This is a genomic window from Pseudomonas sp. AC193 (genome assembly GCF_979258075.1).
The window spans coordinates 5,749,471-5,771,075 of record NZ_OZ409832.1 but is presented as its reverse complement, the minus strand read 5'-3'; the positions used below and the strand labels follow the sequence as shown (position 1 = coordinate 5,771,075).

Annotated in this window: 20 protein-coding genes and 1 pseudogene; 7 read left to right on the top strand and 14 right to left on the bottom strand. The window is 59.3% G+C overall.

Features of this window, described 5'->3' with window-relative positions:
• Positions 1-119: 119 nt before the first annotated feature.
• Positions 120-545 (bottom strand): DUF4399 domain-containing protein, encoded by a 426-nt coding sequence (locus tag ACZZ0D_RS25900; RefSeq protein WP_053124809.1) that lies wholly within the window; start codon positions 543-545, stop codon positions 120-122.
• Between the two features lie 135 nt (positions 546-680).
• On the opposite strand from ACZZ0D_RS25900, the gene ACZZ0D_RS25895 reads away from it, so the two are divergent.
• Positions 681-1,250 carry a transporter substrate-binding domain-containing protein gene (locus ACZZ0D_RS25895; RefSeq protein WP_463554611.1) on the top strand — a complete coding sequence of 190 codons (570 nt, stop codon included), beginning with the start codon at positions 681-683 and terminating at the stop codon, positions 1,248-1,250.
• A 255-nt stretch (positions 1,251-1,505) separates the two neighbouring features.
• On the opposite strand, the gene ACZZ0D_RS25890 is transcribed toward ACZZ0D_RS25895, so the two are convergent.
• Together ACZZ0D_RS25890 and ACZZ0D_RS25885 are read right to left on the bottom strand one after the other, a co-directional pair.
• Positions 1,506-1,991, bottom strand: coding sequence for a 2-thiouracil desulfurase family protein (locus tag ACZZ0D_RS25890; protein ID WP_159811917.1), 486 nt, complete (start codon positions 1,989-1,991; stop codon positions 1,506-1,508).
• A complete protein-coding gene (locus tag ACZZ0D_RS25885) occupies positions 1,991-2,623 on the bottom strand; it encodes a 2OG-Fe(II) oxygenase (protein WP_159811918.1) in 633 nt (210 codons plus the stop codon). Before ACZZ0D_RS25885 ends, ACZZ0D_RS25890 begins: the two co-directional genes overlap by 1 nt.
• A 108-nt stretch (positions 2,624-2,731) precedes the next feature.
• On the opposite strand from ACZZ0D_RS25885, the gene ACZZ0D_RS25880 reads away from it, so the two are divergent.
• On the top strand, positions 2,732-3,463 hold the full coding sequence (locus tag ACZZ0D_RS25880; RefSeq protein ID WP_053124817.1) for a DUF2059 domain-containing protein: 732 nt from the start codon (positions 2,732-2,734) through the stop codon (positions 3,461-3,463).
• 133 nt (positions 3,464-3,596) lie between these two features.
• Here ACZZ0D_RS25880 and bipL read toward each other — a convergent pair whose 3' ends face one another.
• The gene (gene bipL / locus ACZZ0D_RS25875; protein ID WP_053124818.1) at positions 3,597-4,544 is read right to left on the bottom strand and encodes a phospholipase BipL; all 948 of its coding nucleotides are present in this window, start codon (positions 4,542-4,544) and stop codon (positions 3,597-3,599) included.
• A 99-nt stretch (positions 4,545-4,643) separates the two neighbouring features.
• Here bipL and ACZZ0D_RS25870 point away from each other — a divergent pair, with 99 nt between their 5' ends.
• The gene (locus tag ACZZ0D_RS25870) at positions 4,644-5,222 is read left to right on the top strand and encodes a DUF6436 domain-containing protein (RefSeq protein WP_053124820.1); all 579 of its coding nucleotides are present in this window, start codon (positions 4,644-4,646) and stop codon (positions 5,220-5,222) included.
• 102 nt (positions 5,223-5,324) lie between these two features.
• A complete protein-coding gene (locus ACZZ0D_RS25865; protein WP_463554610.1) occupies positions 5,325-7,736 on the top strand; it encodes a penicillin acylase family protein in 2,412 nt (803 codons plus the stop codon).
• A gap of 115 nt (positions 7,737-7,851) precedes the next feature.
• Here the strand turns inward: ACZZ0D_RS25865 and ACZZ0D_RS25860 are convergent.
• Positions 7,852-8,818, bottom strand: a pseudogene (locus ACZZ0D_RS25860) (GlxA family transcriptional regulator).
• Between the two features lie 306 nt (positions 8,819-9,124).
• Between ACZZ0D_RS25860 and ACZZ0D_RS25855 the strand changes: the two are divergent.
• Positions 9,125-9,766 carry an HD domain-containing protein gene (locus tag ACZZ0D_RS25855; protein WP_053124826.1) on the top strand — a complete coding sequence of 214 codons (642 nt, stop codon included), beginning with the start codon at positions 9,125-9,127 and terminating at the stop codon, positions 9,764-9,766.
• Between the two features lie 89 nt (positions 9,767-9,855).
• Here the strand turns inward: ACZZ0D_RS25855 and ACZZ0D_RS25850 are convergent, their stop codons facing one another.
• The 8 genes from ACZZ0D_RS25850 to ACZZ0D_RS25815 all read right to left on the bottom strand — a co-directional run bounded on the left by ACZZ0D_RS25850 (position 9,856) and on the right by ACZZ0D_RS25815 (position 18,667).
• The gene (locus ACZZ0D_RS25850) at positions 9,856-10,746 is read right to left on the bottom strand and encodes an ABC transporter permease subunit (RefSeq protein WP_463554609.1); all 891 of its coding nucleotides are present in this window, start codon (positions 10,744-10,746) and stop codon (positions 9,856-9,858) included.
• Positions 10,743-11,624, bottom strand: coding sequence for an ABC transporter permease subunit (locus tag ACZZ0D_RS25845; RefSeq protein WP_463554838.1), 882 nt, complete (start codon positions 11,622-11,624; stop codon positions 10,743-10,745). Before ACZZ0D_RS25845 ends, ACZZ0D_RS25850 begins: the two co-directional genes overlap by 4 nt.
• A 35-nt stretch (positions 11,625-11,659) precedes the next feature.
• Entirely contained in the window at positions 11,660-12,802 is a 1,143-nt protein-coding gene (locus tag ACZZ0D_RS25840) for an ABC transporter ATP-binding protein (RefSeq protein ID WP_008085321.1), read from the bottom strand.
• Positions 12,803-12,868: 66 nt separating this feature from the next.
• Positions 12,869-13,966, bottom strand: coding sequence for a polyamine ABC transporter substrate-binding protein (locus ACZZ0D_RS25835; RefSeq protein ID WP_053124832.1), 1,098 nt, complete (start codon positions 13,964-13,966; stop codon positions 12,869-12,871).
• A 187-nt stretch (positions 13,967-14,153) separates the two neighbouring features.
• A complete protein-coding gene (locus ACZZ0D_RS25830; protein ID WP_053124834.1) occupies positions 14,154-15,266 on the bottom strand; it encodes a polyamine ABC transporter substrate-binding protein in 1,113 nt (370 codons plus the stop codon).
• Between the two features lie 171 nt (positions 15,267-15,437).
• Positions 15,438-16,802 (bottom strand): aspartate aminotransferase family protein, encoded by a 1,365-nt coding sequence (locus ACZZ0D_RS25825; protein ID WP_463554608.1) that lies wholly within the window; start codon positions 16,800-16,802, stop codon positions 15,438-15,440.
• 56 nt (positions 16,803-16,858) lie between these two features.
• On the bottom strand, positions 16,859-18,217 hold the full coding sequence (locus ACZZ0D_RS25820) for a glutamine synthetase family protein (RefSeq protein WP_007913846.1): 1,359 nt from the start codon (positions 18,215-18,217) through the stop codon (positions 16,859-16,861).
• 93 nt (positions 18,218-18,310) lie between these two features.
• Entirely contained in the window at positions 18,311-18,667 is a 357-nt protein-coding gene (locus ACZZ0D_RS25815; RefSeq protein ID WP_156316191.1) for a glutamine amidotransferase, read from the bottom strand.
• A gap of 278 nt (positions 18,668-18,945) precedes the next feature.
• Between ACZZ0D_RS25815 and ACZZ0D_RS25810 the strand changes: the two genes are divergently transcribed.
• Both ACZZ0D_RS25810 and ACZZ0D_RS25805 read left to right on the top strand, forming a co-directional pair.
• Complete coding sequence (locus ACZZ0D_RS25810; protein ID WP_007913842.1) at positions 18,946-20,322, top strand: glutamine synthetase family protein; 1,377 nt, start codon at positions 18,946-18,948, stop codon at positions 20,320-20,322.
• Positions 20,323-20,573: 251 nt separating this feature from the next.
• The gene (locus tag ACZZ0D_RS25805) at positions 20,574-21,212 is read left to right on the top strand and encodes a TetR/AcrR family transcriptional regulator (protein WP_463554607.1); all 639 of its coding nucleotides are present in this window, start codon (positions 20,574-20,576) and stop codon (positions 21,210-21,212) included.
• Positions 21,213-21,365: 153 nt separating this feature from the next.
• Here ACZZ0D_RS25805 and ACZZ0D_RS25800 read toward each other — a convergent pair whose 3' ends face one another.
• On the bottom strand, positions 21,366-21,581 hold the full coding sequence (locus ACZZ0D_RS25800) for a TOBE domain-containing protein (RefSeq protein ID WP_003229256.1): 216 nt from the start codon (positions 21,579-21,581) through the stop codon (positions 21,366-21,368).
• Positions 21,582-21,605: the final 24 nt, after the last annotated feature.

Sequence of the window (21,605 nt, the reverse complement as noted above, 5' to 3'; positions counted from 1 at the left end):
AACAGCTACAAGCCGCGAGCGACAAGCAGCAAGTGATGTTCGCTTAGCTTTTGCTTGAAGCTCGTAGCTCGCAACTCGCCGCTGATAAAAAAAGGGAGCCCCGAAAGGGCTCCCTTTTTTTATTCGACGTTGATGGTGATTTTCTTCGAGACGATTGGCGGGTCGAACGCCATGTGGTTCTTGTCACCCAACTCCAGTTGCAAGGTGTGCTTGCCCGGGGCCAGTTTGATTTCAGCGAAGGTCTGCGCCTTGCCGAAGTGCATGTGGTTGGCATCGGTCGGCACCACAGCGCCGGCCGGAACGATTTCCTTGGCGTCGATCAGCAGATGGTGGTGACCGGTGTTGGCGGTGACGTCACCGGCCGGTGCCAGTGCGACGTCCTTGGTACCGAACTTGACCTTGAACTGCTGGGAAACCGTGGCCCCGTCCTCGGGAGAAACGATGAACACTTCGGCACCTTTTGGCGCAGGGGTGGCAGCACTGGCCAGCACCGAAACACCCATCAGCACACCGGCCAATGCTGCACGTGACATAAAGCTTTTCATTTTCTTCTCCAGTTTTTCCGTAAAATCCGCACGGTCATGACAACTTCATGACCATTCGTTGTCGAAGGCACTCGACAACCATAGCAAAGCGAGCCTGAATCAGAGCATCGCGATAATGATTTCAAAGGAGTGACCATGCGTTTTCTGCTTGGCCTGATCTGCCTGCTACCCCTTCTGAGCCCATTGGCTCACGCCGAACTTATAGATGACGTCAATGATCGCGGTGAGCTGCGCATAGCCCTTGAGGCTAATACACCGCCCTTCAATTACAAGGACGATGGCGACAAACTCACGGGGTTCGAGGTCGAGCTGGGGCAAATGCTCGCCAACGAGCTGGATGTGCGCGCCGACTTCATCGTCACCGACGAAGCCGACCTGTACCAGGGCGTTGAAAGCGGCAAATACGACGTTGCGCTCAACCACATAGCACTGACCGCCGAACTCAAGGATCGTTTCGACGTCGAGTCTTATGGCAAGGTCGAGGCGCAGATGCTGGCGAAGAAGGATGAGCCGGCGCAGCCACAACCGATGGTGCTGGTGCAGGCGTTGACGGATGCCAAACCGAAGGCGAGCGCGCCGGTGGAATTGGCGATTCCGTTTCAGAAGGGTAACCCGGCGTTTCACGCCAGCCTTGAAAGCGCGATGCAGCGGATCAGGGCGGATGGGCGCTTGGCGGCGCTGACCGAGAAGTGGTTGAAGCCTTAAAAGCCCCTCACCCTAGCCCTCTCCCAGAGGGAGAGGGGACTAATCTGGGGATGCTTTAGAGGTACGCCGACCTGAAACTGCCTCGTCGAATCCAAAATCGTCTGGTCATTGCTTTGTCGACTCAATAATCGATCGGCCATGGCTGTGTCGAATCCATAGTCGATAAGGTCTTTCAGGTCGATGTAAGACGCCGAACAACTCGGTCGGCCCCCTCTCCCTCCGGGAGAGGGCTGGGGTGAGGGCAACGATTTCGGATCAGTTCAAAGCAGCCAAAGCCACCGCCGTCTCAGCCAATTCAAGTTCGCTGAAAACCTGCACGCCATGGCGCTTGAGCAGCGCGGCCGTTACGCCTTCACCGGAGACTTTCACGCCGCTAAACGTCCCGTCATAAGTCAGCAGGTTGCCACAGGATGGACTATTGGCCTTCAGCACCGCCACCCGAATGCCATGCTTTTGCACGAGAGCCAGCGCCTGCCGCGCACCGTCGAGAAACTGCGCACTGACATCCTCGCCCTCGGTGGTGATCACCGCAGCAGTTCCATCCAGCACCTCAGCGCCCTGCCCTCCGGGAATCTCCGCTGCCGCCCGTGGCGTCGGCAAACCGCCCGCCACTTCCGGACACAACGGCACCACGCGCCCTTCGGCAATCCACTGCTCGAGCAAATCAAACGGCCCGCTCGCGCCACCGTCGTAACGCACGCGATGACCCAAAAGGCAGCGGCTGACCAGAATCTTTTCCATCAGAACGGCTCGTTGCCACGACGGCGGAACCAACCGGTCAGCGACAAACGCTCGCGGTTCGCCGGCAGCACTTCGTGCGGCACTTCGCCGGAGAGAAACACCACCAGACAACCGCCGGTAGGTTGCACGTCGTGCACGCGTTCATCGTTCAGGTACATGCGCAACTGCCCACCGTCCTCCGGCAGCCAGGCGTCATTGAGGTAGACCACCACCGAAACCATGCGCTTGTCATCGTCGCGAAAACGGTCGACATGCCGACGATAGAACGCCCCCGGCGGGTACAGGGCGAAATGGCATTCAAAATCTTCGAGGCCAAGGAACAAGCCACGATTGAGCGCCTCGCGCAGGCTCTCCATCAGATTCAAGTAACGGTCACTGGACTCGGCCTGGCCGGGGTCGATCCACTGGATATGATCGCCACGAATCCCCTCGCGAATCTCTGAAAACGGCCCACGCCCCACCGCTGCCGGCGCCAGTTCACCTTCGGCCTCGCGTTTACGGCACTCGGCCGCCAACTCGCGGGTCAAACCGGCGGGCAGGAAAATGTTCTGCTGCGACCAGCCGTGATCGGCCAGGTCGTCGACAATGCGTAACAGCAGCGGGTGTTCAGAGGATATTTGCATGGCGCGCATAGTATGCCGCCGGCGAAAAATCCGACAGAGCCACGCAGCGGCTTGATACGAATTCTCGACAAGTACCGGCACCGCACGGAGAATAGTCCGCTGCTGACAGGAGTCCCTATGCGCCGTTTGCTTTTTTCACTGTTGATGTTCTGTGTTTTGCCCGCCTGGGCGGACGGCCACGATCAGCTGTACAAGGTCGCCGGCTGGCCAGAACAACGCGCGCATTTCAACGACGCCCTGACGGCCGCTCAGCAGCGCTATCAAAACAGCCTGCCGCCCGCGGTGTTTCAAGCGCTGCTGAACAACAGCAATCAGCGCTTTGCCCCGCAGGCCGTGGATCAACGCGCCGAAGCGCAACTGCGGCAGAACCTCGCCGACCCGAAACCGGCGCTGACCTTCTTTCAATCGCCACTGGGCAAAAAAATCGTCGCCGCTGAATTGCTCGCGACCCGCCGCGATCAACTGGCGAAAAACGCCAAGGGTCTGCCGAAGATGCAGGTCAGCGACAGCCGTCTGCTGATCATCGGCCACCTCGCTCAAGCCTTGCCCGCGCGTGAAGCGGGCGCCGAAGTGAGCCTGGCGATTGCCGGCGTCGCGGCAGACAGTTTGAGTTCGATGATTCCGGGATTGCTTGGCGGTGGTCAGGCGCAGAGCATGTTGAACGGTCAGCGTCAGCGCCTGATGGATCAGATTGGCGCGGACATGAACAACACGCTGCTTTACGTTTATCGCGATCTGTCGGATGAAGAGTTGGAAGAGTTTGCGACGTTTGCCGAATCGGCTGAGGGCAAGGCTTATTATCAGGCGGCGCTGGCGGCGATTCGGGCGGGGTTGGCGGTTGGGCAGTGATCTTTAGCGACTGATCTGCCGCCTTCGCGAGCAAGCCCGCTCCCACAGGGGATTCGGGGATGTTCACAAATTTTGCGTCTACTGAAAATCCAATGTGGGAGCGGGCTTGCTCGCGAAGAGGCCCTAAAATCCACTACAGATTGCGCCCCCTGATCCGCTTGCTCAGAAACTCGAAATACTCCTCTCGCATCTCCACCGTCTCATTCGCCAGATGATGCCGCGCCTCCGCCAGCAGCAGAATCTGCGGCCGATCAAACTTCCATTTCAACACCTGCAAATTGTGCTGCCAGTCCACTGTCATGTCCGCCTGCCCCTGAATGATCAGCGGCCGTCGCGGACTTTTTTTCGCGTGTTCAACGCGCACGATCCAGCGTGACAACGCCCCGACCCACGCCGTCGGCAAGCGTTTTGGCTGTAACGGATCTTTCAGCAGAAACGGCAGGAAATCCGGGTCATTCGAGTTCTCGCTGAAACGCCGCGCGATGCCTCGAACAAAAGGCCTCAACACGTAATAACTCAGCTGCGACCAACCCCACGCCCGTGGTCGCACCAGCGGCGACAACAAAATCACCTGACCCTGCGCCGGACTGCTCTCGCCATGGTTGAGCAAATGATCGACCACAATCGCGCCGCCGGTACTCTGCCCGCACAAATGCCACGGCTCTGGCAGCGCAATCGAACGCGCTTCGGCGAACAACGCTTGCAGGGTGTCCTGATATTCGGAGAAGTCGCGGATGCTCGCGCGCGGCCCGCTCGACAGGCCATGGCCCGGCAAGTCGCAGGCGATCACGGCAAAATCCTGATCCAGCGCCCACTCGATCACATGTCGATAGAGCCCGACGTGATCGTAAAAACCGTGCAGCAGAAACAGCGTCGCCTTGACCTTCTCCGGCCACCAGCAATGGCTGACCAGTTCGTAGCCATCGACTTCGAAACGGCCCATGCCGCACCACAAATCGCGCTCGGGAAAGTCAGTCTGATAGAAGCGCTGATACGCCTTGGCCTCATCCGACAACGGCTGCCACTCAGCCAACGGCTTGAGGCTGGCGCGTATTTGATCGGGGTCGAAAGTGGCAGGCATGCAGAGATTCCAAAACGGTAAACAGACTTTATCGGCCTGCGATATTCATCTGTCGGGGCAAGCATGGCAAGCTAGCCCACCTCTTTGGGATCGAAAACCATGCGTTCGCCCTACCGCACCGCACTGTTTGCCAGCCTGCTCGCGCTTATTTGTGCCGGGGTGCTGTGGGCGGCGTACGACTGGTTTCAGGGTCGTTACCTGCGCGCGTTCAGCGAACACACCGCGGTGTTTTCCGGTGATCCTCTGCGCCTGCCCGATGATCTCGCCGGGCCCGGGCCGATTCGGCTGGTGCATTTCTGGGATCCGGCCTGCCCGTGCAACGTCGGCAATCAACAGCACCTGACCGAGATGGTCGAGCAATTCAGCGCCAAGGGCGTCGAGTTCTTTGCCGTGCAAAGAGCCGGCAGCCACGGCCAGTTGCCCGCCACGCTCAGCAGCTTGAAAACCCTCACGATCTTGCCCGGCTCCGAGCAAGTGCCCGCCAGCCCGGCCGTGGCGATCTGGGATCGCAGCGGCAAACTGGCGTACTTCGGCCCGTACAGCGAAGGCCTGACCTGCAACTCCAGCAACAGTTTTATCGAACCAATCCTCAACGCGCTGACCGACGATCGCCCGGTGAATGCCACGCACACTTTGGCGGTCGGCTGTTATTGCCCGTGGCCGGTGGAAGCGCAGTAAGGCATTCCGGACTTTTCGAGGACAGCACTGCACGGCACAGATGGACTGTGCTAATTGTTTGCAGCCCGACGGGCGGCAATCCCGCAAGCACAAGGAGTCATCATGAAGCGCGTGTTCACCGTACTGGCCCTGCTCATCGTTGTTCTGCTCGCCGGCGCCGGCTGGTATGTCTACAGCAAACAACCGACGCGACAGGGTCAGGTCGAACTGCGCAACCTGCAGGGTTCGGTGACCGTGCGCTACGACGAGCGCGGCGTGCCGCACATCCGCGCCGAAAATGAAACCGACCTCTACCGCGCCCTCGGTTATGTGCATGCGCAAGATCGTCTGTTCCAGATGGAAGCCATGCGCCGCCTCGCCCGTGGCGAACTGGCCGAGGTGCTCGGGCCAAAACTGCTCGACACCGACAAACTGTTCCGCAGCCTGCGCATCCGTGAGCGCGCTGCCAGTTATGTCGCCAGCCTCGATAAACAGTCGCCGTCGTGGAAGGCCCTGCAAGCGTACCTGGATGGCATCAACCAGTATCAGGACACCCACGCCGCGCCGATCGAGTTCGACGTGCTGGGCATCCCGAAACGGCCGTTCACCGCTGAAGACAGCATCAGTGTCGCCGGTTACATGGCTTACAGCTTTGCCGCCGCGTTTCGTACCGAGCCGCTGCTGACCTATGTGCGCGATCAACTCGGCGCCGATTACCTCAACGTCTTCGATCTCGACTGGCAGCCCAAAGGCGTGCTCGCCAAAGGCCACAGCACATCGACGCCGACCCTTGCGGCTGGCGACTGGAAAGACCTCAACGCCCTCGCCCGTCTCAGCGAACAAGCGCTGATCGACAACGGCTTGCCGCAGTTCGAAGGCAGCAACGCCTGGGTGATTGCCGGCAGCCGCAGCCAGAGCGGCAAACCGCTGCTGGCCGGAGACCCGCACATTCGTTTCTCGGTGCCGTCGGTGTGGTACGAGGCGCAATTGTCGGCGCCGGGTTTTGAGCTGTACGGCCATCATCAGGCGCTGGTGCCGTTTGCGTTTCTGGGGCACAACCTCGATTTCGGCTGGAGCCTGACCATGTTCCAGAACGACGATCTGGATCTGATCGCCGAGAAGGTCAATCCGGACAATGCCAATCAGGTCTGGTATCGCGGCCAGTGGACGGACATGGTCGTCAGCGAACAGCAGATCAATGTGAAGGGCCAATCGCCGGTGACCCTCATCCTGCGCCAATCGCCCCACGGCCCGATCGTCAACGACGCACTCGGCACCGCAGCGGGCAAAACGCCGATCGCGATGTGGTGGGCGTTCCTCGAAACGCCGAACCCGATCCTCGAAGGTTTCTATCAGCTCAACCGTGCCGACACGTTGGCCAAGGCCCGCGCGGCTGCCGCAAAAGTGCAGGCGCCGGGGCTGAACCTGGTTTACGCCAACGCCAAGGGTGACATCGCCTGGTGGGCTTCGGCATTGCTGCCCAAACGCCCGGCCGGGGTAAGGCCGGAATTCATTCTCGACGGCAGCAGCAATCAGGCGGACAAGGACGGTTACTACCCGTTCAGCGCCAACCCGCAGGAAGAGAACCCGGCGCGCGGCTACATCGTCTCGGCCAACTTCCAGCCGTTGTCGCCGACCGGTATGGAGATTCCTGGTTACTACAACCTCGCCGATCGTGGTCAGCAACTCAATCGTCAGCTCAGCGACAAGAACATCAAGTGGACTAACGAGGCCAACCAGAAGCTGCAACTCGGCACCGCGACCGGTTACGGCCCGCGCGTGTTGGCGCCTTTGCTGCCGGTGCTGCGTGAAGTGGTGAGCGATCCGGCACAGTTGAAACTGGTCGAGCAACTGGCGCAGTGGCCGGGTGACTATCCGCTGGATTCGGTGAGTGCGACGGTGTTTAGCCAGTTCCTCTACGACCTCGCCGATGCGGCGATGCGTGATGAATTGGGCAATGATTTTTTCGACACGCTGTTGTCGACGCGGGTGATCGATTCGGCGCTGCCACGACTGGCGGCGAACGCTGATTCACCGTGGTGGGATAACCGCAACACGCCGGCCAAAGAGACTCGCGCCGATGTTGTGCGCACGGCGTGGGCGGCGAGCATGGCGCACCTGAAGCTGACGCTTGGCGACGATGTGGCGGCTTGGAAATGGGGCGCGGCGCATACGCTCACGCATGGCCATCCATTGGGGCAGCAGAAGCCGCTGGATCGGATTTTCAACGTCGGGCCGTTTGCGGCGCCGGGCAGTCATGAGGTGCCAAACAATCTTTCGGCGAAGATCGGGCCTGCACCGTGGCCGGTGACGTATGGGCCGTCTACGCGGCGTTTGGTGGATTTTGCGGATCCGGCGCATGGGCTGACGATTAACCCGGTTGGGCAGAGTGGTGTGCCGTTTGATAGCCACTATGACGATCAGGCTGAGGCGTATGTTGATGGGATTTATGTGCAGGCGCACTTCAGTGAGGAAGAGGTGACGGCGAATACGCACAATACGTTGAAGCTGTTGCCGATGCGGGCAGCGCAGTAGTTCTTTGTTGTCTTGAAGGGCCTCTTCGCGAGCAAGCCCGCTCCCACATTTGGAATGCGAATTCTTGTGGGAGCGGGCTTGCTCGCGAAAGGGCCATCAGCAGCACCGTAAGGCTTCAAACCATCAGCGCAAAATTCAGCCGAAACTGCTGCGGCGTCACGCCCAACCGTCGATTGAACACCCCGCGCATATGCTGCGCATCGCGAAACCCGCACTGATAAGCCACCGTCTTCAGCGGCGCCGCCGTGCTCTCCAACATCACCCGCGCCGCATCCACTCGCGCCCGCTCGACAAACTCCGCCGGCGTCACCTTCGCTTCCCGGGCAAACACCCGCGAGAAATTACGCGCGCTCATGTTCGCCGCATTGGCCAGATCGGCAATGGTCAGATCGCCGGTCAGATTGGCCAGCACGTACAACTGCACCATCGCCACCGCCGACGTCGGCTCCGCATGCGGCGTGAGGAACGGGCTGAACTGCGACTGCCCGCCCGAGCGCTGAGTGAACACCACCAGCCGCTTCGCCACACTGAGCGCCACTTCAGCACCGTGATCACGCGCCAGTAAATACAGCGACAGATCAATCCCCGCCGTCACCCCGGCCGAGGTGTAGAGCGTGCCGGTCCTCGACGTACAAACGATCGGCGTCAACCTGCGTCGATGGACACAACTGCGCCAAGGCTTCGGCATTGCTCCAGTGCGTGGTCACGGTGCGCCCTTCCAGCAACCCGGCGCGGGCGAGCATGAAAGCGCCGTTGCAGATCGAGCCGAAACGCTGTGCACGGGCGCAGGCGTCGCGCAGCCAGGTGTCGAACGTCGCACCGAAATCCATGAACGGCAACTGCGGCCCGCCGGCGACCAGCAGCAGGTCATAGGCGTCCAGCGCTTCGCTGAAATGGCGATGGGCGTTGAGGATCAAGCCGTTGGAACAGGCCATCGGTGTTTTTTCCAGGCCGATCACTTCCAGCCGATAGTGATCTTCCGGCGCGAGGAAGCGGTTGGCCTCGGCGAACACATCCATGGGGCCGGTGACGTCGAGCGACTGCACGCCTGCGAACACCACGATGGCGACGGTTTTGTTCATGTTTTTGAAGTCCCCTGTAACCCTGTGGCGAGGGGATTTATCCCCGTTGGGTTGCGAAGCAGCCCCAAGACCATACACCTCGTTGTGTCAGGCAGTCCTCATGGCTGGATTTGCGACTGCTGCGCAGCCGAACGGGGATAAATCCCCTCACCACAATGGATGGCATTCCAACCTGTGAAGGGCAGTTGGCACGATTTGCAGGTGGATTGGCAAGGATCGCAGCCATGCGCCGATTGTTCGCTTGCAGCGTCGGGAACAGACTTTCCCCATCAGCGCCACGACGGCGCTTTCAGAAAGGAAAGCACCATGAGCACGACCATCGCCGGCATCAAAATCCCCGACAGCGCCCTCGCCCGCGCCACCACCGAGTACATCCGCGACATCGAATCCGATCTGCTTTACCACCACTCGCGCCGGGTATTTCTGTTCGGCGCGCTGAGCGGTGAACGCCAGCAACTGGCCTACGATCCGGAGCTGCTCTATGTCGGTGCGATGTTCCACGACCTCGGCCTGGTCGAAGGTCATCGCAGCGCTGACGAGCGTTTTGAAGTGGACGGCGCCAACGCGGCGGCGGCGTTTCTCAAGCCGTACGGTTTGAGCGATGACGACATCGAGCAAGTCTGGTTATCGATCGCCCTGCACACCACGCCGGGCGTGCCGAAACACTTGCGCCCGACCGTGGCGCTGGTGACGGCGGGTGTCGAGATGGACGTGCTGGGGATGGATTACGCGGCGTTCAGCACCGTGCAGCGCGAAGCGGTGGTGCATGCGCATCCACGTGGGGAAGGTTTCAAGGAATGCATCATCTGCGCGTTCGCCGACGGCTTGCGCCATCGTCCGCAGACCACGTTTGGCAACGTGAAGACTGATGTGCTGAAGGATCAGGTGCCGGGGTTCAAACCGATGAACTTCGTAGAAGTCATCCGCAATTCCCCTTGGGTGAACTGAGGGCAAAATCAAAAGATCGCAGCCTGCGGCAGCTCCTACATTGGAATGTGTTCCCTGTAGGAGCTGCCGCAGGCTGCGATCTTTTGCTGTTAGGCCGCTTCCGGCGCAGGCGCGCGGCGGACGTCCGGTTGCTTCCACGAATCGGCAGCGCTTTCTTCGATGGCTTGCTGGATGGCTTTCTTGCGCGCTTCTTCGGCACGGCGGCTGAAGAACCAGACAAGGAACGTCACGATCGATACCGCCAGCAGAATCAGACTCGCCACGGCGTTGATCTCAGGCTTCACGCCCAGGCGCACCGCCGAGAACACTTCCATCGGCAGGGTCGTCGAACCCGGGCCGGAAACGAAGCTCGCCAGCACCAGATCGTCCAGCGACAGGGCGAAGGACATCATGCCGCCCGCCGCCAGCGATGGCGCGATCATCGGGATGGTGATCAGGAAGAACACCTTCCACGGACGCGCGCCAAGGTTCATCGCCGCTTCTTCGATCGACAGGTCGAGCTCACGCAGACGCGCCGACACCACCACCGCCACGTACGCCGCACAGAACGTCGTATGCGCGATCCAGATGGTGACTATGCCGCGTTCCTGCGGCCAGCCGATCATCTGCGCCATGGCCACGAACAGCAGCAACAGCGACAGACCGGTGATCACTTCGGGCATGACCAACGGCGCGGTCACCAGGCCGCCGAACAGCGTGCGGCCCTTGAAGTGGGTGATACGGGTCAGCACGAATGCCGCCAGCGTACCCAGTGCCACCGCAGCAACCGCGGTGTAGCAGGCGATTTCCAGCGAGCGCACCACGGAGCCCATCAGTTGCGTGTTGTCGAGCAGGCCGACGTACCACTTGATCGACCAGCCGCCCCACACCGTCACCAGTTTCGAGGCGTTGAACGAGTAGATCACGAGGATCAGCATCGGCAAGTAGATGAACAACAAACCCACGACCAGCATCAGGCTGGAGAAACGGATGCGCTTCATTCTTTACCCTCCATTTCCTTGGCCTGACTGCGGTTGAACAGAATGATCGGCACAATCAGGATCGCCAGCATCACCACCGCCAGCGCGGACGCCACCGGCCAGTCACGGTTGTTGAAGAACTCTTGCCAGAGCACTTTACCGATCATCAGGGTTTCCGGACCACCGAGCAGTTCCGGGATCACGAACTCGCCCACCACCGGGATGAACACCAGCATGCAGCCGGCAATAATCCCGTTCTTGGACAGCGGAATGGTGATTTTCCAGAAACTGTTGAAGGTGCTCGAACCGAGGTCGGAAGCGGCTTCCAGCAGGCTGTGATCGTGCTTCACCAGGTTGGCGTACAGCGGCAGGATCATGAACGGCAGGTACGAATAGACAACACCGATGTACACCGCAAGGTTGGTGTTGAGGATCTGCAGCGGCTCGTCGATAAAGCCCATGCTCAGCAGGAAACCATTGAGCAGGCCGTTGTTGCTGAGGATGCCCATCCACGCGTAAACGCGGATCAGGATCGCCGTCCAGGTCGGCATCATGATCAGCAGCACCAGCACCGTTTGCATCTCTTTACGGGCGGTGGCGATGGCATAGGCCATCGGGTAGCCGATCAACAGGCAGAGGACGGTGCTGATCAGCGCCATCTTCAACGAGCCGAGGTAGGCGGCGATGTACAACTCGTCGCCCGCCAGCATCGCGTAGTTGCCCAGGTTCAGCAGCAGTTGCAGCTTCTGCTCAACGAAGGTGTAGATCTCGGTGTACGGCGGAATCGCCACATCGGCTTCGGCGAAGCTGATCTTCAAAACGATGAAGAACGGCAACATGAAGAACAGGAACAGCCAGATGAACGGGACCCCGATGACCAGTTGCCGGCCACTGGGGATTATTCGGTTGATGCGGCGTTTGAATTTGCGCATGTTCATGAGCGAAGTACCACGCCGCTGTCGTCTTCCCAGTACACGTAAACCTGATCGCCCCAGGTCGGACGTGCGCCACGGCGTTCGGCGTTGGCCACGAACGATTGCACCAGTTTGCCGCTCGGCAATTCGACGTAGAACACCGAGTGCCCACCCAGATAGGCGATGTCGTGCACCTTGCCGCTCGACCAGTTGTACTCGCAGGTCGGTTGATCGGCGGTGACCAGCAGCTTCTCCGGACGAATCGCGTAAGTCACCGATTTGTCCTGCACCGAGGTGCTGATGCCGTGGCCGACGTAGATCTGCCGATCGAGGTCTTTGCAGGTGATGGTCGCGTGGCCTTCGGCGTCGTCGATCACTTCGCCTTCGAAGATGTTGACGTTACCGATGAATTCGCAGACCAGACGGCTGGTCGGGGTTTCGTAGATATCGATCGGGCTGCCGATCTGAGCGATCCAGCCCAGGTGCATGATCGCGATGCGCTCGGCCATGGTCATGGCCTCTTCCTGGTCGTGCGTCACCATCACGCAAGTCACACCGACGCGCTCGATGATCTCGACCAGTTCCAGCTGCATTTGCGAACGCAGTTTCTTGTCGAGTGCGCCCATCGGTTCGTCGAGCAACAGCAGCTTCGGCCGTTTGGCCAGCGAACGCGCCAGTGCCACACGCTGACGCTGACCGCCGGACAGTTGATGCGGCTTGCGCTTGGCGTACTGGCTCATCTGCACGAGCTTGAGCATTTCGGCCACGCGGGCGTCGACTTCAGCCGCCGGAATCTTGTCCTGCTTGAGGCCGAAGGCAATGTTCTGCGCCACGGTCATGTGCGGGAACAAGGCGTACGACTGGAACATCATGTTGATCGGACGTTCGTACGGCGGCATGTCGGTAATGTCGACGCCGTCGAGGAAAATGCGCCCCTCCGTGGGCCGTTCGAACCCTGCCAGCATCCGCAGCAGAGTGGATTTGCCCGATCCCGATCCGCCGAGCAGAGCGAAGATTTCGCCCTTTTTGATTTCCAGGGACACATCGTCCACGGCAATCGTCTCGTCGAACTTCTTCGTGACCCGGTCGATTTTGACCAACACCTGTTTCGGTGTCTGGTCGCCCTCGAGGGCTTTCTTATAGGCGCCGGAGGCAACTGCCATTTACGAAACTCCCAGATAAAAACAATGCAGTCCGCCCCGCAAGGCGAACCCAGGATAGTGTGTGCCTTACATCCCCGACTTGACCTTGGTCCAGCTGCGGGTCATCAGGCGCTGAATGTTCGGTGGCAACTCGGTCGACACGTAGGCCTTGTCGATAACGGCCTGCGGTGGGTACACCGACTCATCGGTACGGATGGACTGTTCCATCAGTTTGTCCGAACCCGGATTAGGGTTGGCGTAACCGACGTAATCACTGACCTGGGCAATCACCTCAGGTTTCAGCAAATAGTTGATGAAGGCGTGAGCCTCCTTCACGTTCGACGAATCCTTCGGAATCGCCAGCATGTCGAACCACAGCGCGCCGCCCTCTTTCGGCACCGAGTAGGCGATGTTCACACCTTTCTTGGCTTCGGCTGCGCGGTTCTTCGCCTGGAAAATATCGCCGGAGAAACCGATGGCCACGCAGATGTCGCCGTTGGCCAGGTCACCGATGTATTTCGAGGAGTGGAAGTAGGTCACGTAAGGACGCACCGCGAGCAGCTTGGCAGTGGCTTTTTCGTAGTCCTTGGGATTGGTGCTGTTGGCGTTCAGGCCCATGTAGTTGAGCACGGTCGGCATCATTTCATCCGCCGAATCGAGGAACGCTACGCCGCAACTTTGCAGCTTCTTGATGTTCTCTGGTTCGAACAAAACGCCCCAGGAATCGATCTTGTCGACACCCAGCACAGCCTTCACTTTATCGACGTTGTAACCAATGCCGTTGGTGCCCCACAGGTACGGCACGGCGTACAAGTTGCCCGGATCGTTCTGCTCCAGACGCTTGAGCAGCGCCGGGTCGAGATTCGAATAATTCGGCAGCTGCGAGCGGTCGAGCTTCTGGAACGCGCCCGCCTTGATCTGCTTGCCGAGGAAGTGGTTCGACGGCACGACCACGTCGTAACCGGTGCGCCCGGCCAGCAGTTTGCCTTCCAGGGTTTCGTTGGAATCGAACACGTCGTAAACCGGTTTGATCCCGGTGGCTTTCTGGAAGTCAGCCAGGGTCGTCTCGCCGATGTAGTCCGACCAGTTATAAATATGCACCGTACCGGCGGCCTGGGCACCGACAGCAATCGTCAGGCCGGCAGTGGCCAGCAGGGCATTGCGCAAAGAAGAAAAAATAGGCAAGTGGAGGTCACTCTAAATTAGTTGGGCCCAAGTTGCCCCGCGCTGCATGACAGCCATGGCTGCCCGGCAACAAAACCGGCGCGCAACTTACCCTCGAAAAACCGTTCCAGCAAAACTTTTGTCATTTAATTGATCCGCTGGCCGCCATCGCGAGGGCGACGGCCAGCGGTTATTGCTTCAAACCGGCTTATTTACCGGATTTGATCTTGGTCCAGCTGCGGGTCATGATCCGCTGAGTTGCGGCCGGCAAGTCGGCGATCGCGTACAACTTGGCCAGTACGTCAGCCGGTGGGTAAACGCCCGGATCGCTGGTGATGTCTTTATCAACCAGTGGCGTTGCAGCGGCGTTACCGTTCGGGAAGCGTACGGCGTTGGTGATTTCAGCCATGATTTCCGGCTTCTGCAGGAAGGTCATGAACTTGTAGGCGCCTTCGACGTTTTCAGCATCTTTAGGGATGGCGACCATGTCGTAGAAGCTGCCCGCACCTTCTTTCGGAATGTTGTAGCTGACTTTCACCTTGTCACCGGCTTCAGCCGCGCGGGACTTGGCCTGGTAGATGTCACCCGAGTAACCGACGGCGACGCAGATGTTGCCGTTGGCCAGGTCGGAGATGTACTTGGACGAGTGGAAGTAGGCGATCGAAGGACGCACCTTCATGATCAGCGCTTCAGCCTTGTCGATGTCTTCTTTCTTCTGGCTGTCGGTTGGCAGGCCCAGGTAGTGCAACGCCACCGGAATCATCTCGGTTGGCGAGTCGAGCAGGCTGATGCCGCAGGATTTCAGCTTGGCCGCGTTTTCCGGCTTGAAGATCAGATCCCACGAATCGACAGGTGCGTCGGCACCCAGTGCAGCCTTGACCTTCTCGGCGTTGAAGCCAATACCGATCGAGCCCCACATGTACGGGAAAGCGTGCTCGTTGCCCGGGTCGCTGACCGACACGGCTTTGAGCAAATCGGTGTTGAGGTTTTTCCAGTTAGGCAGCTTGGACTTGTCCAGCGTCTGGTAAACACCGGCCTTGATCTGCTTGGCGAGGAAGTTGTTCGACGGTACGACGATGTCGTAGCCGGACTTGCCTGCGAGCAGTTTGGCTTCGAGGGTTTCGTTGCTGTCGAAGACGTCGTAAACGACTTTGATGCCCGACTCGTCTTCAAACTTCTTGATGGTGTCCGGAGCGATGTAGTCCGACCAGTTGTAGACGTGCAACACCTTGTCGTCCGCCTGAGCCGCAGCCGCCATGATTCCCATCAGGGACATGGCGAGCAGAGTCTTGCCAGCGAGCTTTTTGCCTAATGCCTTCATGCGTAATGCTCCAAATTTTCTTTTTTTGAACCACTTTGTTCAGCGGCCGAACCCGGACAACTGGAACCGCGACTAGTCTGGCAAGATCCGAGGCGGTCTTTCAAGAAAAGACCAGCCTTTCTGACAGCTTTGAGCGCGAGCGCCACGGCTCCCCCGCTCAAAGCCTAGCACTTAGCCCTGCAACGCACTGAGGGTCAGATCCAGGCACTTGCGTGCCTTTGTAACCAGTTCATCGATCTCCGCTTTGCTGATCACCAGCGGCGGCGCGATGATCATGGTGTCGCCGACAGCGCGCATGATCAGGCCGTTATCAAAGCAGAACTGACGGCATATCATGCCGACGCCCTTGCCTTCGTAACGCTTGCGAGTGGCCTTGTCCTGCACCAGCTCGATGGCCCCCAACAGACCGACGCCGCGAACTTCACCCACCAACGGGTGATCGTTCAGTTCCCGCAGACGTTTCTGCAAATACGGTGCCGTTTCGTTGTGCGCGTTCTCGATAATTTTTTCGTCACGCAGAATTCGGATGTTTTCCAGGCCCACCGCTGCCGCCACCGGGTGACCGGAGTAGGTGAAGCCGTGGTTGAAATCGCCACCTTCGTTGAGCACTGCGACCACGGTGTCGCGCACGATCAGGCCACCCATCGGGATGTAACCGGAGGTCAGGCCTTTGGCGATGGTCATCATGTCAGGCTTGAGGTCGTAGAAATCGCTACCGAACCACTCACCGGTACGGCCGAAACCGCAGATCACTTCGTCCGCGACGAAGAGGATGTCGTACTTGGCGAGAATTTCCTTGATGCGCGGCCAGTAGGTGTCTGGCGGAATGATCACGCCGCCGGCGCCCTGAATCGGCTCGGCAATAAAGGCACCGACGTTGTCGACGCCGACTTCGAGAATCTTTTCTTCCAGCTGATTGGCCGCCCAGATACCGAACTCTTCCGGGGACATGTCGCCACCTTCAGCGAACCAGTACGGCTGCGCGATGTGGACGATGCCCGGGATCGGCAGGTCGCCCTGTTCGTGCATATAAGTCATGCCACCGAGGCTCGCGCCGGCCACGGTCGAACCGTGATAACCGTTCTTGCGGCTGATGATGACTTTCTTGTTTGGCTGGCCTTTGATTGCCCAGTAGTGACGAACCATACGCAGCATGGTGTCGTTGCCTTCGGAGCCGGAGCCGGTAAAGAACACATGGTTCATGCCTTCTGGCGCCACGTCGGCGATCGACTTGGCCAGTTCCAGTGCCGGCGGGTGCGCAGTCTGGAAGAACAGGTTGTAGTACGGCAGTTCACGCATCTGTTTGGCGGCGGCGTCGGCCAGTTCATCACGACCGTAACCGATGGCCACGCACCACAGACCGGCCATGCCGTCGAGGATCTTATTGCCCTCGCTGTCCCACAGGTACACGCCCTTGGCGCTGGTAATGATCCGCGAACCTTTCTCTTTCAGCTGCTTGAAGTCGCTGAACGGCGCCAGGTGGTGATCATTGCTGAGTGCTTGCCACTCGCGGGTTTGCGGGTTGTTGCTGGTCATGCCAATTCTCCTTGTTATCGGTGAAGGCGCGGCGTCTGCACGCCGCGCCCGGCGTATCAGACGGCGAAGAGCAGGTACTCGCGCTCCCACGAACTGATCACACGCTTGAAGTTTTCATGCTCGGCCCGCTTGACCGCGACGTAGCCAGTGATGAAAGTTTTGCCCAGGTACTTCTCGATGGTTGCACTGTTTTCCATACGCTCCAGTGCATCCTCGATGGTCAGCGGCAGGCGTAAGTTACGGCGTTCATAACCGCGTCCGACCACTGGCGCACTCGGGTTGAGGCCTTCGACCATGCCGATGTAACCGCAGAGCAGGCTCGCGGCAATCGCCAGGTACGGGTTGGCGTCGGCGCCCGGCAGGCGGTTTTCGACACGACGGTTCTGCGGGCCGGCATCCGGTACGCGCAGACCCACGGTGCGGTTTTCTTCGCCCCATTCCACGTTCACCGGTGCCGAGGTGTCCGGCAGGAAGCGGCGGAACGAGTTGACGTTCGGCGCGAACAACGGCAACAGCTCAGGAATCAGTTTCTGCAAACCACCGATGTGGTGCAGGAACAGCTGGCTCATGGTGCCGTCTTCATTAGAGAAGACGTTTTTGCCGGTCTCGATGTCGATGATGCTCTGGTGCAAGTGCATCGCACTGCCCGGCTCGCCCGTCATCGGTTTGGCCATAAAGGTCGCAGCCACATCGTGCTTGAGCGCGGCTTCGCGCATGGTGCGTTTGAACACCAGAATCTGGTCGGCCAGCGACAGTGCGTCGCCGTGACGGAAGTTGATTTCCATCTGCGCCGTGCCGTCTTCGTGGATCAGCGTGTCGAGATCCAGCTCTTGCAGTTCGCACCAGTCGTAGACGTCTTCGAACAGCGGGTCGAATTCGTTCGCCGCTTCAATCGAGAACGACTGACGACCGATTTCCGGACGGCCCGAGCGACCGATTGGCGGCTGCAACGGATAGTCAGGGTCGTCGCTGCGCTTGGTCAGGTAGAACTCCATCTCCGGCGCGACGATTGGCTGCCAGCCTTTGTCGGCATAGAGTTTGAGAACTTTCTTGAGGACGTTGCGCGGCGACAGCTCGATCGGGTTGCCTTGCTTGTCGTAGGTGTCGTGGATCACCTGTGCGGTCGGCTCGATGGCCCACGGCACCATGTACACGGCGTTCTGGTCGGGACGGCAGATCATGTCGATGTCGGCCGGGTCGAGCAGTTCGTAATAGATGTCGTCTTCGACGTAATCGCCGGTCACCGTCTGCAACAGAACGCTTTCTGGCAGGCGCATGCCTTTTTCGGCGATGAACTTGTTGGTCGGCGAAATCTTGCCACGGGTGATCCCGGTCAAGTCGGCGATCATGCATTCGACTTCTGTGATCTTGTGGTCTTTCAACCAATCGGTGAGCTGGTCGAGGTTGTTACTCATAAATGCCTCTGGGCTGAGTCTCCTGACGCTATGTCAGGCAAAGTTTGACGCCGGGGCGTCGCGATAAAGGGCTTGCTTGTGCGCAGTGCGGGCTTACGCCAGGCACCGCGCATAGACAATGAAAGAGGAGCTTACCTGCCCTTTACGCTGGCGTTGCATTTCCTGTGCACAGTTCAGGCGTGCAGAATCGTGAGCACGGCTTGGCAGCCGGCACAGGCTTTGAGAGTAAAAGAGATCTATATTGGAAGGGGACGCCATAAACAGAGTGCCTTGTCGTACGTCCAGAATATCGGACGCTGCCGTTTTGCCTGCTGCTGACGAGAACCTCGTCGACAGGCTGCGCGCCTTATTGGCGGAGCGTTGGACGGATTTGTCGCCACTGATGTGATAAGCATGCAGACCGGACTGTTGCGAGCAGTCGGTGATGCCGATTAACGGCAGGCGAGACATGAAGCACCCCGGTATTATTGCTGTTATGGGTTTGATCCGAGCTTAGCCTTGTTCATTTTTTTACACAACACCCCCGTAAAAAATACAACACGGCCTGCTCAAGCCCGCGGGTGGCAAGCGTCCCGGCGTCTCAAAAGTGCCCCAAAGTGCCCCATAAAAGCCCTTGCAGCGCTTTTTTAGGGCAAAAAAGGCCTCGCTTGACTTCGGCAGGCCGTTCGGGTTGACTGAAACCAGAAAAGATCAATGATTGATATTTTTAACAACAAAGGTGTTGCATCATGTCGGTACCCCCGCGTGCCGTTCAGCTTAACGAAGCGAACGCGTTCCTTAAGGAACATCCTGAGGTTCTGTACGTTGACCTTCTGATTGCGGATATGAATGGTGTGGTGCGCGGCAAGCGCATTGAACGCACCAGTCTCCACAAGGTTTACGAGAAAGGCATCAACCTGCCGGCCTCTCTATTTGCTCTGGACATCAACGGCTCCACGGTGGAAAGCACCGGCCTGGGTCTGGACATCGGCGACGCCGATCGAATCTGCTATCCAATCCCCGATACTCTGTGCAACGAGCCATGGCAGAAGCGCCCAACCGCGCAACTGTTGATGACCATGCACGAACTCGAAGGCGACCCTTTCTTCGCCGATCCGCGCGAAGTGCTCCGTCAAGTTGTTGCAAAGTTTGACGAGCTGGGCCTGACCATCTGCGCGGCCTTTGAACTCGAGTTCTACCTGATCGACCAGGAGAACGTGAACGGCCGTCCACAGCCGCCACGCTCGCCGATCTCCGGTAAACGTCCGCACTCGACTCAGGTCTACCTGATCGACGACCTCGACGAATACGTCGACTGCCTCCAGGACATTCTGGAAGGCGCGAAAGAGCAAGGCATCCCGGCCGACGCCATCGTTAAGGAAAGTGCCCCGGCGCAGTTCGAAGTGAACCTGCACCACGTCGCCGACCCGATCAAGGCCTGCGACTACGCGGTACTGCTCAAGCGTCTGATCAAGAACATCGCTTACGACCATGAAATGGACACCACCTTCATGGCCAAGCCGTACCCGGGCCAGGCCGGTAATGGTCTGCACGTCCACATTTCGATTCTGGATAAAGAAGGCAAAAACATTTTTGCCAGCGAGGATCCCGAGCAGAACGCCGCGCTGCGTCACGCGATCGGCGGTGTGCTCGAGACCCTGCCCGCGCAGATGGCTTTCCTCTGCCCGAACGTCAACTCCTACCGTCGTTTCGGCGCACAGTTCTACGTGCCGAACTCGCCGTGCTGGGGTCTGGACAACCGCACCGTGGCGATTCGCGTACCGACCGGCTCGTCCGATGCCGTGCGTATCGAACACCGCGTGGCCGGCGCCGACGCCAACCCGTACCTGCTGATGGCTTCGGTACTGGCCGGCGTGCACCACGGTCTGACCAACAAGATCGAGCCGGGCGCGCCTGTCGAAGGCAACAGCTACGAGCAGAACGAACAAAGCCTGCCGAACAACTTGCGCGATGCCCTGCGCGAGCTGGACGACAGCGAGGTGATGGCCAAGTACATCGATCCGAAGTACATCGATATCTTCGTCGCCTGCAAGGAAAGCGAGCTGGAGGAGTTCGAACACTCCATCTCCGACCTTGAGTACAACTGGTATCTGCATACCGTTTAGGCGGTTGTAGCGCCAAAAAGAACGCCGTCGGCTCTCGCAGCTCACGGCGTTTTTTATGGCGCGCAGAATTGCGAATAATGGCCGCCTTCGGCGGTTCGGGAGCAAGCCCCCTCCCACAGGGATCCGCCTGTGTACACAATATTTCATCTCACTGGAAATCCATTGTGGGAGGGGGCTTGCTCCCGAAGGCGTACTGGCAGACAACACGGAACCCGGCTCGTACAATGCCCGCTGCCCCGCAGGAGACTTTCATGACGCGTCCCGCCCCCGTTCGCAAACCCCGTGCCCGCAGTCAGGCGCGCATCGATTCGATACTCGACGCCGCGCGCACGTTGCTGGCCGCCGAGGGCGTGGCGAGTCTGTCGATCTACAGCGTCGCCGAGCGCGCGCAGATTCCGCCCTCCTCCGTGTACCACTTTTTCGCCAGCGTACCGGCCCTGCTCGAAGCGTTGACGGCGGATGTTCATGCGGCGTTTCGCGCCTGCCTGCAAGCGCCGATCGATCACGAAGCGCTGCGCGACTGGCGCGATCTGTCGCGGTTGGTCGAGCAACGGATGCTGGAGATCTACGACGAAGACGCCGCCGCACGCCAGTTGATTCTCGCTCAGCACGGCTTGACCGAAGTGACCCAGGCTGACCGGCAGCACGACATCGAACTGGGCGACCTGATGCACAAGCTGTTCAATCATCACTTCGAGTTGCCGAGGCTGCCGGAGGATGTTGACGTGTTTGCCTTGGCGATGGAGTTGGGTGACCGGGTGTATGCGCGCTCGGTGCAGCAGCATGGGCAGATCACCCCGCGCATGGCCGAGGAAGGGATGCGCGTGTTTGATGCTTATATCGGGCTGTATCTGCCACCTTATCTGCCCAAAAGATCTCTAGTGCTCTGACTGGCCTCTTCGCGAGCAGGCTCGCTCCCACATTTGGAATGCGATCCCCTGTGGGAGCGAGCCTGCTCGCGAAGGCCGCACCGCAGTTTTCAGATCAGGCACAAAAAACCCCGAAGGGCTCACGCCCTCCGGGGTTGTTTTTTACTCACTGGCTTACAACTTGGCGATCGACACCTCGGTGGATTTCACAAAGGCGATCACTTCGCTGCCCACCACCAGTTCCAGCTCCTTGACCGAACGCGTGGTGATCACCGAAGTGACGATGCCCGAAGCGGTTTGCACGTCGATTTCCGACAGCACGTCGCCGAGGACGATTTCCTTGATCGAGCCTTTGAACTGGTTGCGCACGTTGATGGCTTTAATAGTCATGGCATTGATTCCTGTCGTTGATAA

What these genes read in the sequence shown, in the direction of transcription:
- ACZZ0D_RS25900 (WP_053124809.1), bottom strand. Translation starts at nt 545, where the DNA reads ATGAAAAGCTTTATGTCACGTGCAGCATTGGCCGGTGTGCTGATGGGT.
- ACZZ0D_RS25895 (WP_463554611.1), top strand. Translation starts at nt 681, where the DNA reads ATGCGTTTTCTGCTTGGCCTGATCTGCCTGCTACCCCTTCTGAGCCCA.
- ACZZ0D_RS25890 (WP_159811917.1), bottom strand. Translation starts at nt 1,991, where the DNA reads ATGGAAAAGATTCTGGTCAGCCGCTGCCTTTTGGGTCATCGCGTGCGT.
- ACZZ0D_RS25885 (WP_159811918.1), bottom strand. Translation starts at nt 2,623, where the DNA reads ATGCGCGCCATGCAAATATCCTCTGAACACCCGCTGCTGTTACGCATT.
- ACZZ0D_RS25880 (WP_053124817.1), top strand. Translation starts at nt 2,732, where the DNA reads ATGCGCCGTTTGCTTTTTTCACTGTTGATGTTCTGTGTTTTGCCCGCC.
- bipL (WP_053124818.1), bottom strand. Translation starts at nt 4,544, where the DNA reads ATGCCTGCCACTTTCGACCCCGATCAAATACGCGCCAGCCTCAAGCCG.
- ACZZ0D_RS25870 (WP_053124820.1), top strand. Translation starts at nt 4,644, where the DNA reads ATGCGTTCGCCCTACCGCACCGCACTGTTTGCCAGCCTGCTCGCGCTT.
- ACZZ0D_RS25865 (WP_463554610.1), top strand. Translation starts at nt 5,325, where the DNA reads ATGAAGCGCGTGTTCACCGTACTGGCCCTGCTCATCGTTGTTCTGCTC.
- ACZZ0D_RS25855 (WP_053124826.1), top strand. Translation starts at nt 9,125, where the DNA reads ATGAGCACGACCATCGCCGGCATCAAAATCCCCGACAGCGCCCTCGCC.
- ACZZ0D_RS25850 (WP_463554609.1), bottom strand. Translation starts at nt 10,746, where the DNA reads ATGAAGCGCATCCGTTTCTCCAGCCTGATGCTGGTCGTGGGTTTGTTG.
- ACZZ0D_RS25840 (WP_008085321.1), bottom strand. Translation starts at nt 12,802, where the DNA reads ATGGCAGTTGCCTCCGGCGCCTATAAGAAAGCCCTCGAGGGCGACCAG.
- ACZZ0D_RS25830 (WP_053124834.1), bottom strand. Translation starts at nt 15,266, where the DNA reads ATGAAGGCATTAGGCAAAAAGCTCGCTGGCAAGACTCTGCTCGCCATG.
- ACZZ0D_RS25825 (WP_463554608.1), bottom strand. Translation starts at nt 16,802, where the DNA reads ATGACCAGCAACAACCCGCAAACCCGCGAGTGGCAAGCACTCAGCAAT.
- ACZZ0D_RS25820 (WP_007913846.1), bottom strand. Translation starts at nt 18,217, where the DNA reads ATGAGTAACAACCTCGACCAGCTCACCGATTGGTTGAAAGACCACAAG.
- ACZZ0D_RS25815 (WP_156316191.1), bottom strand. Translation starts at nt 18,667, where the DNA reads ATGTCTCGCCTGCCGTTAATCGGCATCACCGACTGCTCGCAACAGTCC.
- ACZZ0D_RS25810 (WP_007913842.1), top strand. Translation starts at nt 18,946, where the DNA reads ATGTCGGTACCCCCGCGTGCCGTTCAGCTTAACGAAGCGAACGCGTTC.
- ACZZ0D_RS25805 (WP_463554607.1), top strand. Translation starts at nt 20,574, where the DNA reads ATGACGCGTCCCGCCCCCGTTCGCAAACCCCGTGCCCGCAGTCAGGCG.
- ACZZ0D_RS25800 (WP_003229256.1), bottom strand. Translation starts at nt 21,581, where the DNA reads ATGACTATTAAAGCCATCAACGTGCGCAACCAGTTCAAAGGCTCGATC.